This is a genomic window from Alteromonas sp. KUL106, from assembly GCF_009811415.1.
Taxonomy (GTDB): Bacteria; Pseudomonadota; Gammaproteobacteria; order Enterobacterales; family Alteromonadaceae; genus Alteromonas.
The window spans coordinates 1-13,070 of sequence record NZ_BLIG01000026.1; the positions used below are offsets into that span (position 1 = coordinate 1).

Sequence of the window (13,070 nt, forward strand, 5' to 3'; positions counted from 1 at the left end):
ACATCTTCAATGTTATCAGTGAGTTGACTTGGCTGAAGTTGCCCTGTCCCCTGACTGCGGCGCAGATAATACGTATTCCCCCATGTGGAGTCAACGCTTTTTATTAATAAAATTGTCATCTGCGGTTTGTTTGACTGTTAAATAAGCATAATGTCGAAATAAAATTCAAAATGGATAAATTAACGACGCTGATGCTTTCTTATAACTTGCTTTCGCTATGCCCCGTCCGAATTTTTGCGTTTTTTAAACATTCCAAGAAGCTTTTGTAAACCTGTAGGCTTTGCTTCCATTGAAAGATCCGCATCCGTCGTTTGCGATGGCTGTTTTACTCCGGGCTTAGAAGCCCCATTAGATGCGGAAGAAGCGGCCTTCTTACGCACAACAATGATAACAGCTGCTGCAATAACACCGATTAAAATAATTGACCCGTTTACCGCGACCAACAGAAGTGTGAAAGTCCCATCATCCATTTTAGGATCTTCAGCAACCTCATCCACGTTCGCGATGTTTTCTTCCCGTGGTGCTATAATAGGCGCACTACCATCCACAATAGGGTCTTCACCGTTTATAAGTGGGTCTTCCACTTCCGGCTCTACAGGGCCCTCAGCAACAAAACTGAATTCAGGCACATCCAGAATGAAGTCTCTTCCATCAATGGTAGTTCCATATGCCGTTACTTTTACCCGAAAAATCCCCCTCTCGTAAGCCACAATTAAATGCTCTCGTGGTTCGCTTCCCCCTTCAGTAAGAGAGAAGTTTTGCATGTCTGCATTAGGGAATTTTACTTTACCATCTACAAGCAAAGACTCGATGTCTACGAGTTCTCTATTAACGTCAATGATAATTTTGTGATAGCCCTCTCCACCACCATTCATTTCCACGTCAATAGATACAGGGTTGCTGTGAAGAACAATGGGCGCACCTTCTTCCTCTCTGGTATACATGGGCGTACTGACACGAAAAACAGGCTTCCATTCACCGGCAGCAATTTTCAAATTAAATTGACCGGTGAAAATGCCGTCGGCTGGACGTTCGTCCATGCCTCTTCCATCATCTTGGAAAGTAGCAATGGCTTGGTCCCCAGTACCAAAATTGCCAAAGTTGGGGTTATTGGTACTTTTAAATTCAATATCAAGTTCTACGACATCCCTGAATTGTTTTTCCTCAATCTGTTTACCGCCATTCGTCAAGTAAGCCGTAGATTTCAAAATTTCACCCGCAAACAGTAGGTCTGGCAGCGGGTCGGCATGAAGCTCAATATCTGACAAAACCATTACGCGACTTTCAGGTAGAACTTGGCCGACAGCCTGCCAGGGCCCAGGGACAGGGTCTTTAATCGTAATCATGTCAAAGGTATCAGCGTCAAACCACGCGACCTTTTCTTCATCAAAACGCCCCTGGAAAAGCTTAGAGCCATCCGGTCTCACCAGCACAACAGGTGCCGAGCCATATTCGCGAAAGAAAACCATGGTTATTTCTTTCACGTTATAGTCAACGCGAAAGCGGTTCTGTAAGAGTTTAATTGAATTCGTGTAGTCGTCACCAAGTTCAGTAAGTACTGACGTGTCGATAGACTGTCCGGTTTCTTGAGTAGTTTGAAGCGCGCTGTCTGCTCGTTGACGTGCAACGTCTCGCTCATCTTCTTGAGATTGCGCAGAAACACGCGTGTGAACCAATAATACTAGAATGATTACCCAATAAAACCACGCTCTCACGCTATGTTGCTCCTGCACTTGATTGGTGTGTTAGATGTAGTGATGTGAATGACGTCAAGACACCTCTTCTTTTTGAGGACGCCAAAGGCATTTACCCCCTGCTTTTTCAACAATATCCAGGCGAGCTTCATGCTGTATTAATTCATCGGCGGTAGCGTTGATAACCTTTAATTTATTTGTATTGCGAGCAACCCTGCGAATTGCGGTTGAGTCAGTCTCACTGCCACCTGATGATGCGAGTTTTAATTTGGTTTGCCCACCCGTCATCAGCAGATAAACATCGGCAAGTATCTCTGCATCCAGCAAAGCCCCGTGAAGGGTACGATGACTGTTGTCTATACCATAGCGCTTACAAAGAGCGTCAAGGTTATTTTTTTGACCAGGATGCATCTGGCGTGCGAGGGTTAATGTATCAAGCACATCACACATTTTGCTGGTTGTAACGCCCGAGGTTGACGCTTCCATACCAAATTCATGGTCCATAAAACCCACGTCAAACGGTGCATTGTGGATGACCAGCTGTGCGCCTTTAATAAAACTTACAAACTCTTGTGCAACCTGAGAGAAGGTCGGTTTATCAGCAAGGAATTCGTTGGTAATACCGTGAACCTCAATAGCTTCTTGTTCTATATGACGGCCAGGGTTTATGTAAACGTGAAAGTGATTCCCCGTTAGGCGGCGGTTTACGACTTCAACGCAGCCAATCTCGATAATACGGTGGCCTTCTTTGGGATCAATACCTGTGGTTTCAGTATCGAGAACAATTTGGCGCATGGAACCTCTACTATAATTACGCATTCATTTTTTGATAGTATATCAACCCCTTCGCAATCCGCTAAGGGAAAAGACAAGATAAATTAAAGGAAGCACTGTGGCTCAAAAAACCATTCATATATATACCGACGGCTCGTGTTTAGGTAATCCGGGGCCCGGCGGCTATGGTGCCGTACTGATTTATAAGCAACATAAAAAAGAATTGAGTGACGGTTTTGCGCATACCACCAACAACCGTATGGAGCTTCTCGCACCTATTGAAGCGCTAAACAGTCTTACCGAACCCTGTAAGGTTGAGCTTACTACCGACAGCCAATATGTAAAAAATGGTATTAACCAATGGATCCATAACTGGCGCAAAAATGGCTGGCGCACCTCTGACAAAAAACCGGTAAAAAATGCCGATTTATGGAAGCGATTAGATGAAGCCGTTAAAAAACACGAGGTGAATTGGCATTGGGTTAAAGGCCACTCTGGTCATCCAGAAAATGAACGATGCGACGACTTGGCGCGAGGGGCAGCAGAGGCAAGCCCCACAAAGATAGATGAAGGCTTCGTTGCAAGTTAATTAAGCAGGAAGATAAAGCTTCCTGCTAGCATCTGTCGAACGGCGGCGTTGTTTCACCGCCCCTTTCCCTTGCTTTTCTTACCAAGACACCACTAATTTGCCCTGTGTATCGTTATTTTCAAGCCTGACATGAGTTTTATTAATATCGTCAATACGGTAGTGGGTATCAATGTTTACTTTTAACTCGTTGTTTTCAAAGGCTGGCAAACATACCTTAGCGAAATCTCGAATGAGATCCGCTTTATAATCATCACTGCGATTTCGCAACGTCGTGCCAATGATTGATGCTCTTTTACCGAGCAATAAGGCCATATCGAGGTTATCTGCATAACGCCCAGCTAACATGGCAAGGTAAACCACTTTGCCGTCTTGCTTGAGCACTTTTAGATTTCGATTTAGGTAGTCTCCCCCCACCATATCTAACACCATATCTACGCCCTCAGGCCATTCTTTTTTGAGCACGTCATCAAACTGCTGTTGTTTATAGTTAATCAATTGTTCTGCGCCATTTTGCTCGCACAGCGACAGTTTATCTTGACTCGAAGCCGTCACAGCACTGTGGACGCCCCAATAGCGGCACAATTGCGTGGCGGCCAAGCCCACACCACTAGCACCGCCGTGGATCAAGGCTCGCTGTGCAGGTTTAATATGAGCAATGGTACGTAAGCATTGAAATGCAGTAAGAAACACTTCGGTAAGACCAGCAGCTTCAAAAAAGGGCATGCCTTCGGGCATTGGCATGAGGTGAGCGGGGTTGACCAGAACTTCTGTTGCATACCCGCCACCCGCCACTAAACCAAAAACCTTGTCCCCTTCTTTGAACGCACTCACATCACTGGCCACTTCAGAGACCACGCCAGCTACTTCTAGGCCCAAAATGTCGCTTTCACCCGGTGGTGGCGGGTAGTTGCCTTGGCGCTGAAGGGTATCGGCTCTGTTCACGCCAAATGCCTTCACGTCAACTTTTACCTTGCCTGGCAGCAGTGAATAGCCTTCACACTCGTTAACAACTAACGCGTTTGGTTCGCATCCCTTTTCAAAATCGACATAGTGCATATTGATATAATCCCTTGAGTAAAAGATTCGGTACGTGTCTTCTTCACAATCAGTTTGGGTTTCTTTCGCGTTTATTCAACACAGAGCATACTAAATTGCGTATAATCGCGGCCATTCGCAGTAACGCTTAACACATTATGAGAGCCGGTATGTCAGCACAGGTCATATTACAACCATCTAGAGATAAATCACTACGTCGTAAACACCCCTGGGTGTTTGAAAGCGCGGTTGCTGAACTAAAAGGACGTGCTCGTGTTGGCGATACGGTAGATGTATTTGATTCTGAAGGCGACTGGTTAGGCAGAGGAGCATATTCTCCCGAATCGAAAATCCGGGTCCGCATGTGGACATTCAAAAAAGAGGAAAGCATTGATAATGGTTTCTTTTTACGCCGTCTGGAAACGGCTTTAGCACTGCGTAAACGCCTGTTCGACCCACAGAAAACGAACGCCTTTCGCTGGGTTGCTTCAGAGAGCGATGGCCTACCCGGGATCACTATTGACCTTTACGACAATGTAGCGGTTGTTCAGCTACTGAGCGCAGGCGGTGAGAAACACAGGGATAAAATAGTATGGGCTATCACTAAGCTCATGCCAAATGTTCATATTTACGAGCGAAGCGATGTAGATGTACGTAAAAAAGAGGGACTAGAACCAGTAACCGGTGTACTCCATGGCGAACCGCCGTTAAAAGTTACCGTTCTAGAAAACGGTATTAGCATTGTGGTCGATATCGAAAACGGCCATAAAACGGGTTTTTATTTAGACCAGCGTGACAGCCGCGCGGCTGCCGCCTATTACGCAAAAGACGCGGATGTACTCAACTGCTTTAGTTATACCGGCACCTTTTCCTGTTATGCACTTTCAGGCGGCGCAAAATCAGTCACTAATGTAGATGTCTCTCAACCTGCCTTAGATTTGGCAAAGCATCACATTGCAATAAATGGTTTTGACGAAAACAAAGCGCAATATATTAATCAAGACGTCTTCAAAGCACTTCGGGAATATCACGAACAAGGCAAACAATTTGATATGGTCATTCTCGACCCTCCAAAATTCGTAGATAGCAAGGCAACACTAAATCGTGCGGCACGGGGATACAAAGATATTAACATGTATGGGATCCACGCGGTGAAAACAGGCGGTCTATTACTAACGTTCAGTTGTTCGGGATTAATGCCTGCGGATCTCTTTCAGAAAGTAGTCGCCGATGCTGCCCTTGACGCAGGCCGCACGATAAAGATTATCGCCCGTTTAAATCAAGCATCAGACCACCCCATTATTGGAAGCTATCCAGAGGGATATTACTTAAAAGGCTTGGTGTGTGAGGTAACTGACGATTGATCGTTATGACGCGAATGACATGTCTTGTCTAGCAGAACTCGAGGGCGTACTTTCAGCACCCATTTCAGGAGACGCCCCCTCTTTCTGCGCTTCAAATTTTTTCCAGATCATTTCGTGAAAGTAAAATGCCACCGTGTTTATGGCAGGCTCGACTAACGCCACCGCTCCCCCAACGACAACACTGCCGGTAAGTAAATAGGCAACGGTAAACGCAACGCCAAAGTGCATAACGGCAAAGGTAATGGTCTTTTTCATTGTGATTACTCTCTCTAAAATTCAATTCTGGACAAATTCTAAGTAATGAGAATTATTATCAATTAAAGAAAGAAAAGAAAATAGGAAAAACTGGATGGGTTATTCGTTTTATACGATAAGAGGATGACTAAAGAATTTATGTATGCACCGCTTTTTAACGTATGCACTGCCTTTCACCGAAATATACATGTTGCAATATGGTCTATCTCAAGCACTTACCCTGCACAGACACATGCTTTACGGCGAAGCCTTTGCTTCGCCAAATAGAGGCAAAAGCCTTATTTCATCTGCGAAATTTCAACGCCAATGATACAGCTTGATTCTGACTCGGGCTCGCAGCGAACCACGGTGGCAAGAGCAGCAAGAGAAGGAATTTGTGAACTCGATGATTCTATTGCAACGCTTACCTGCGTACCTACCTCAATTGAAGGTTCATCAACTTCTAAAGACATGCCCGTTGCACTGATGTCTTTACACAATGCCTGCATAGTTCGACTCGACTCTTCATCAGTTATTTGCAACTGACAAGGCGAATTTACCATCATCCTGAAAAAATTTCGCTTATCGTCGTATCCCAACATCTCTACTTCTCCTGATTTTTAGCATTTTGCTCACCTCAACACCTGTTGTTATAGGTTGATGCGCATAACTTGTCAATCTAACTGCTCAATATTTATCCAATAAAGCGAGAAACTCTTCATTCCCCTTTATTTCTAAAGTTTGCAAAGCAGGACGAAAACACTACAAACCCGCGATTTCACGTGGACAGCGCGTTCACGTGCACAAACTTAATAGTAAGCCTGCTATATTCAACCTAACCAGTTAACGATACGTACATGTAGAAATCGAAGCAGTAAACCCTATCCAAGCCCCCCCTGATGGAGGCCACTACGACCGGCATTACATCCTAATAGTCAGCAAGATACAAAGTGATTCGTTTGGCTGATATAGGATAAGCGGTTCCTAATTGTTGGGCGAATAAGGAAACACGCAACTCCTCTATCATCCAGCGCACTTCCAGCAAACCTGGGGGGACCTTGCCTTTAGGATATTTCGAGCACACCTTTTCCCACTCTTTCACAGATTTTTCTACCGTGACCTGGTGCATTCTGTCTTTGTTTGGATCGATAGGCAGCTTCTCTAGACGGCGAGCAAGCCCTTTAATATAGCGGTTCCAGTCGTCAAGCCTTGCCTCACCAATGTCTGAAACAAAGCCAGGGAACACTAGCGACGCTAGGTGCGCTTTACAATCACCTAACGCATTTATCATTGTCAGGGGCACATTACCTTTCATTTGCTTTTGGCAATGATGGGCAAGGGTTAGCCCCTGTTCTACCTGTTTAGCTATTTCTAATACTTTGTCGTTAATATTCGCACGTGCAATGTCTAAACAAGCGTCAAAATCAGCCTTGTTGCGAATGTCCGTATTATTCGCTTCGCTGTAGTCACGCACGATGGCATCAATGCCTGCAAAAATGCAGTCATCAATTAACGCTTTAATTTGGCCAAAGGGGTTAAAGTACAGACCCAATTTAGCCTTATTAGGAAGTTTGCTTTGTAGATAGTTTAGCGGCGACGGCATGGCATTTTTGATCAATACATTTACGCCTTGTTTGTGCAAGACTTGCGCTTTTTCAGCCTCTTCAATCAGTGCAATATCTACTTTTTCGCCCTTTTGAACCAGTGCAGGGAAAGCCTGTACTTCAAATCCGCCTACTTTCTGAACGAAAGTTTTGGGAAGACTGTCAAAATCCCACTGTTCTATATTGCTTCGCTCTAACTCAGGCGTAGCGGCCTTTTCAAAGGTTTGCTTTACCTGGCCTGCACACTGCTGTTTAAGACTTTCAAGATCATCACCCTTAGCAATATCATCACCGTTATCATTCACCACTGCAAAGTGCATGTTTAAATGCTTATCAAGCTGCGTCAGGTTCCACGCTTCGCTTTCAATAACAACCCCTGTCATCTTGCGCAGCTTTTCGGCAACGGCTTCTAATAATGGTACAGGGCGATTATTTTTATCCGTCTCGCTAATATCAGCAAGGCATGCCTCGGCAAAGTTAGGGGCAGGAACAAAATTTCGGCGCAGACGTTTAGGCAACGTCTTAATCAAACCAACAATAAGATCATGCCTAAGCCCCGGCACCAGCCAATCGAACCCAACGTTGTCGATTTGATTAAGCACTGGCAACGGGATAACCACAGTAACACCATCATCGTCAGCATTTGGCTCAAAGTTGTAGCGAAGCGGCAAAGTAACATTGCCTTGACGCCACACGTCTGGAAAGGCATTAGCCACAGACACGCCTGGCTGCTGGCGATAAACATCCTCTTCTTTGAAAGTTAAGCTGTCGTGACTTCCATGCTGTCTGAACCATTTTTTAAACGCGGCATCGTTGTTTGCTTCGACAGGAATATGCTTGGCATAGAAACTGACTAATTCTTCATCATCCACAATTAAGTCGCGGCGACGGGTCTTTTGCTCAAACTCGTCCGCTTGTTCAAGTAATGCTTGGTTTTCCTGCAAGAAGCGATAATTCAGCTTAGTATTGCCTTCGACCAAGGCCTCACGAATAAACAACTCGTGACAGATAGGCGGGTCGATAAGGCTATATACCTTGGCCCGCTTCATGACGATTGGCAACCCGAACAACGTGACTTTTTCGAACGCGATAACCGCACCGCGTTTCTTCGACCAGTGCGGTTCAGAGTAGCTTCTTTGCACAACATGCTCGGCCAGCGGCTCAATCCACGCGGGGTCTATTTTGGCCACCATTCGGGCGAATAACTTTGATGTTTCTACCAGCTCGGCTGCCATAACCCATTTGGGCTGAGATTTTGACAGGCCTGAGCCTGGAAAGATCAAAAAGCGTGAGTTTCGCGAGCCCATATATTCTCGCTCTTTGTCTTTAAAACCTATGTGCGACAGTAAACCGCTTGCAATAGCTTGGTGAATTGATTGATAGTCGGCCTCTTGCTTTGAGATACCAAAGCCCAATTCGGCAATCGACTTTTTAAGCTGACTGACAATGTCTTGCCATTCACGCATGCGCAGGTAGTTAATGAATTGCTGTTTACACCATTTGCGCAGCTGATTTTGGCTTAGCGCATTTTGCTGCTCTCTAAACGCCACCCACAAATTCAACAAGCTGATAAAGTCAGAATCTTTATCATGGTATTCGCTGTGCTTTTCATCGGCCTGCTGACGCTTTTCCTGGGGACGCTCTCGCGGGTCTTGAATTGAAAGGCCTGCCGCAATTACCATGACGTCGTTGAGGGCATTGGTGCGCTCAGCTTCAATCACCATGCGCGCATAGCGCGGGTCTATGGGTAATCGAGCCACCTGCCTACCAAGCGCAGTGAGCTGCATCTTTCCTTGATGCTTCCCTTTGCCTTTTGTTATTGCTTGAATTTCTTCAAGCAAGCGGAAACCGTCATTAATATTGCGGTTGTCAGGTGGCTGAACAAAAGGAAATGCTGCAATATCGCCTAATCCCAAAGCTAACATCTGCAAAATGACTGAGGCTAAGTTGGTACGCAGAATTTCTGGGTCGGTGAATTCTGGGCGCCCTAAGTAGTCGTCTTCGCTATACAAACGAATACAAATACCGTCTGATACCCGGCCACATCGCCCTGCCCGCTGATTGGCCGACGCTTGTGATATAGGCTCGATGGGCAAACGTTGCACTTTACTCCTGGCGCTGTATCTGGAAATACGGGCGAACCCAGGATCGATAACGTACTTTATTCCCGGTACGGTCAACGAGGTTTCAGCCACGTTAGTAGCGAGCACTATACGCCTTCCACTGTGCGACTGAAAAATGCGGTTTTGCTCTGCGGCAGATAGCCGCGCGTAAAGAGGCACTATCTCAGTATTGCGATAATGTTGTTTGCTGAGCGCATCCTGCGTGTCTCGAATCTCACGCTCACCGCTTAAAAACACGAGAATATCGCCGGGCGCTTCACGCATAAGCTCATCAACAGCATGAACGATGGCATCGCTCTGGTCCATGTCCTCATCGATGTCTTCAGGTGCGCGGTAGCGAATCTCTACCGGATATGTACGACCGCTTACCTCAATTATTGGCGCGTTATTAAAGTGCTTTGAAAAACGCTCTGGATCGATGGTAGCAGACGTAATGATAAGCTTTAACTCTGGGCGTTTATCCAAAAGTTGTCGAAGGTAGCCCAGCAAGAAATCGATATTCAGGCTTCGTTCGTGCGCTTCATCAATAATAATTGTGTCGTATTGATTTAAGAATCGGTCTTGCTGCATTTCAGCGAGCAGCATACCGTCGGTCATAAGCTTTACGTAGCTGCGCTCGCTGACCTGGTCGCTAAAACGAATTTTAAACCCGACCTTTTCACCAAGCGGGGTGTTGAGCTCTTCGGCGATGCGGGTAGCGACACTGCGCGCTGCTAGTCGTCTTGGCTGAGTATGAGCAATCATACCGCTCACGCCGCGGCCTAACTCTAAGCAAATCTTAGGTAGCTGAGTCGTTTTACCCGATCCTGTTTCACCCGCAACAATCACGACCTGATTGTTCGCAATGGCTTCTTTGATGTCTTCTTTTTTATCGCTTACCGGAAGCGGCGGATACACGACTTCAGGAAGGTTGGCCTGGCGCCAACTGCGCTTTTCTATAGACGTATTAATATCAGCGTCTAGTTTTTCAAACTGCGCGCGTAAACTGTCTTCGCTAGATGCTCGCCCCTCTTTACTGTCCGCCTCTACAGGTTTTGCATTACTTTTACTCGCTGAACCGGTACTTTTAGCCTTTGCTATACCGTCAACCGGCGCACCATTCATTTTTTGCGCAAGCTGCGTGATACGGCGCTTCAAACGAAATTTGTCAGCGCTTAAGCACTCATCGAGTTTGTTATAAAGAGGTTTTATTGCAAATGGTGAAGACAAAGTCGCATCCTACAGAGTTTTTCTATACGTCAAAAAAATTCGGGCGGTGATCCTAGAAGATACCGCCCTAAAAAGCTAGTGTGTAAAGCGTTACGAGAATTTAAGCGCTTTGGGTTAATTCATCGTCTTGCGGCGTTTTGAAACGCGGAAAACCAAACCAAATCGCCGCCACGCCAAATACAAATATCAGCATGGGATACCAGCAGTAAGGCGTAATCGCTAACGGTGAAATTCCTACAACTGCAGCGGCACTCAATAGCTGAGCCCCGTAGGGCACCAAACCTTGGAAACTGCATGAGAATATATCCAGCAACGATGCAGTGCGGCGGGGATCTACGCCATATTTTTCGTTAAGATCTTTAGCAATAGGGCCTGCCGTAACAATCGCGATAGTATTGTTGGCCGTGGTAATGTCTAGGAAACTCACGAGCCCCGCAATACTAAACTCAGCGCCTTTCTTAGAGGTTACTTTACGGGTTAAACGCTCAATTAACCACGTAATGCCGCCGTTAGCATGCATTAGCGCAACGATTCCGCCTATGGTAATCGCGATCATCGCCAAGTCTTGCATCCAGCCCATACCTTTTTGAATACTTTGCATCATTGAAAGCGTGGTAAAGCTTCCTTGCACCAAGCCTACGATGCAAGCACTGGCAATACCAACCGCCAGCACGCTAATGACATTAAAGCCAGTAAGCGCAAATGCAATAATGCAAAGATAAGGCACTATGCGCCAAAAATCATAGCCGCCTCCTTCAACAATACCTGACGTATCTACATCCACCATAAGCAACAGAGCCATAGTAACGATGCACGCAGGTACTGCCACCATAAGATTGGCACGAAACTTATCTTTTAATTGAACGCCTTGCGTCCGGGTGGCCGCGATGGTGGTATCTGACACAAACGACAAGTTATCGCCAAACATAGCGCCGCCAACCACAATGCCTAACGCCATTTCGACCGGTAAGCCCAGACTGGTGGCAAGACCTGCACCTATGGGGGAGAGTGCGGTAATGGTCCCCATTGACGTCCCCATAGAAAACGATATAAAGCAGCAAATCAGAAACAAGCCGGGCAAAATAAGCGCTGAAGGCACAAATTGAAGCGCCATATTCACCGTTGCATCCCGGGCACCAATATCAATTGTGACCGCGTAAAACGCGCCTGCTAACAGGAAAATAAGCACTAACAAGATGATATTCTTATCGCCACCTCCCTTACAAAAAGTTTGCACTTTCTCAGAAAAGCCCACTTTTCTTCCCTTAGGGTTTAAACACAATCCGTAGCCGGCACTGATAAAAAACGCCACTAAAATTGGCATCGCAGTAATATCGTTTGTGGTGATACCCGTAACGACAACAAGTACCACGAAAAGCAGTATTGGCGTTAGACCCATAGCATTGGGCAATACAGAATTTGGTGCAGTAGCGTTATTTTCGCGCACAGAAAACTCTCTTTTTATTTTATGACTTGTCTACATTGGATAAGCGACTACGCAATCTCGGACTTAAACCCAAGCGATTGTAAAAATGCGTTTTTTAAGCACTCAACACCGTAAAGTGTAGGGTTCGCTGAAGTCTTAAAGGATATTTCGTTATGATACAAGGCCTTGAAAAAAGCCCCTGTGATGGCCTTACAAGACAAAAAACATAAGTGCGAAAGGATAAAAGGTTTTAACGCCATTGAAAAGGAAATTACGCCGGATAATACCAATCCGAGAAGATGATTGCCCGCTCAGAAGACGCTGGCAAGGTTAAAAAAAGGGTAAACATAATAAAGGTAGACAATAAAGCGGAGGACTCCGTCTTGTCTACCTCATAAAAACGGCTATCCCGCCCGCTGATATCCGTCGTTCAACTGAACATCTATAGCTCGCAGCACCGCCGTTCGGTTTATGCAGCCCATTAGCACGCCATCGTCATCCACCACGGGATAAACACGAGGCTTTTCTTTTAACAACAGCTGCGCCAACTCAATGACCGACATGTATGGTTTAACAGAAACCACGGGGGTTTTCATGATTTCCCCTACCCTACAAATTTGCTCGCGATAATAACTCGACGCAATCATTTGGGCTATACAATCTTGCTCAGACAAAAAACCAACCACTTTACCTTTAGTATCAATTACCGGACCACCACTCTGACCGCTGGCCAATAACGCCTCGACAGCCTGCGCAACGGGCATATCGATATTGAGCTTTACTGGGTGAGTGTTCATATAATCACTGACTTGCAACGATTCCATTTTCATTCTCCAGCCGTGGCGCCTAGGTGACCGATACTGCTACGTTTGGCGATACGGCACTTCAATTATTTTTAGACATTTGTGAAAGCAATCTTCCCCCACACTTAAAGACTAGACCTTTACCGAGCGACAAGCTAGTACATTTAACATTAAAGTAACAACTAGGGCGTGTTGACCTTTGCTGTACGAATTTC

General features: G+C 45.8%; 10 protein-coding genes. 2 read left to right on the top strand and 8 right to left on the bottom strand.

Going from position 1 to position 13,070, the window contains the following annotated elements; genetic code table 11:
- Window positions 1-215 precede the first annotated feature (215 nt).
- Together GVO63_RS09840 and dnaQ are read right to left on the bottom strand one after the other, a co-directional pair.
- Window positions 216-1,715, bottom strand: coding sequence for a TIGR03503 family protein (locus GVO63_RS09840; protein ID WP_159492801.1), 1,500 nt, complete (start codon window positions 1,713-1,715; stop codon window positions 216-218).
- 54 nt (window positions 1,716-1,769) lie between these two features.
- A complete protein-coding gene (gene dnaQ / locus GVO63_RS09845; RefSeq protein ID WP_159492802.1) occupies window positions 1,770-2,489 on the bottom strand; it encodes a DNA polymerase III subunit epsilon in 720 nt (239 codons plus the stop codon).
- A gap of 97 nt (window positions 2,490-2,586) precedes the next feature.
- Between dnaQ and rnhA the strand changes: the two genes are divergently transcribed.
- Window positions 2,587-3,057 carry a ribonuclease HI gene (gene rnhA, locus GVO63_RS09850; RefSeq protein WP_159492803.1) on the top strand — a complete coding sequence of 157 codons (471 nt, stop codon included), beginning with the start codon at window positions 2,587-2,589 and terminating at the stop codon, window positions 3,055-3,057.
- A 78-nt stretch (window positions 3,058-3,135) separates the two neighbouring features.
- Here the strand turns inward: rnhA and GVO63_RS09855 are convergent, their stop codons facing one another.
- Complete coding sequence (locus GVO63_RS09855; protein WP_159579513.1) at window positions 3,136-4,113, bottom strand: NAD(P)H-quinone oxidoreductase; 978 nt, start codon at window positions 4,111-4,113, stop codon at window positions 3,136-3,138.
- Window positions 4,114-4,262: 149 nt separating this feature from the next.
- Here GVO63_RS09855 and GVO63_RS09860 point away from each other — a divergent pair, with 149 nt between their 5' ends.
- Entirely contained in the window at window positions 4,263-5,456 is a 1,194-nt protein-coding gene (locus GVO63_RS09860) for a class I SAM-dependent rRNA methyltransferase (protein WP_159492805.1), read from the top strand.
- A gap of 3 nt (window positions 5,457-5,459) precedes the next feature.
- Here the strand turns inward: GVO63_RS09860 and GVO63_RS09865 are convergent, their stop codons facing one another.
- From GVO63_RS09865 to GVO63_RS09885, 5 genes are all read right to left on the bottom strand, one after another.
- Window positions 5,460-5,711, bottom strand: coding sequence for a DUF2061 domain-containing protein (locus GVO63_RS09865; RefSeq protein WP_159579515.1), 252 nt, complete (start codon window positions 5,709-5,711; stop codon window positions 5,460-5,462).
- A gap of 278 nt (window positions 5,712-5,989) precedes the next feature.
- Window positions 5,990-6,292, bottom strand: coding sequence for a PilZ domain-containing protein (locus tag GVO63_RS09870; protein ID WP_159492807.1), 303 nt, complete (start codon window positions 6,290-6,292; stop codon window positions 5,990-5,992).
- Between the two features lie 326 nt (window positions 6,293-6,618).
- Window positions 6,619-10,626 carry an ATP-dependent RNA helicase HrpA gene (hrpA, locus tag GVO63_RS09875; protein WP_159579517.1) on the bottom strand — a complete coding sequence of 1,336 codons (4,008 nt, stop codon included), beginning with the start codon at window positions 10,624-10,626 and terminating at the stop codon, window positions 6,619-6,621.
- 100 nt (window positions 10,627-10,726) lie between these two features.
- Window positions 10,727-12,073 carry a Na+/H+ antiporter NhaC family protein gene (locus GVO63_RS09880; protein ID WP_159579519.1) on the bottom strand — a complete coding sequence of 449 codons (1,347 nt, stop codon included), beginning with the start codon at window positions 12,071-12,073 and terminating at the stop codon, window positions 10,727-10,729.
- Window positions 12,074-12,456: 383 nt separating this feature from the next.
- Complete coding sequence (locus tag GVO63_RS09885; protein ID WP_159492810.1) at window positions 12,457-12,876, bottom strand: CBS domain-containing protein; 420 nt, start codon at window positions 12,874-12,876, stop codon at window positions 12,457-12,459.
- Between the last annotated feature and the right edge of the window lie 194 nt (window positions 12,877-13,070).

Coding starts and splice junctions, on each gene's coding strand:
- dnaQ (WP_159492802.1), bottom strand. CDS start 2,489: ATGCGCCAAATTGTTCTCGATACTGAAACCACAGGTATTGATCCCAAA.
- GVO63_RS09855 (WP_159579513.1), bottom strand. CDS start 4,113: ATGCACTATGTCGATTTTGAAAAGGGATGCGAACCAAACGCGTTAGTT.
- GVO63_RS09860 (WP_159492805.1), top strand. CDS start 4,263: ATGTCAGCACAGGTCATATTACAACCATCTAGAGATAAATCACTACGT.
- GVO63_RS09865 (WP_159579515.1), bottom strand. CDS start 5,711: ATGAAAAAGACCATTACCTTTGCCGTTATGCACTTTGGCGTTGCGTTT.
- GVO63_RS09870 (WP_159492807.1), bottom strand. CDS start 6,292: ATGTTGGGATACGACGATAAGCGAAATTTTTTCAGGATGATGGTAAAT.
- GVO63_RS09885 (WP_159492810.1), bottom strand. CDS start 12,876: ATGGAATCGTTGCAAGTCAGTGATTATATGAACACTCACCCAGTAAAG.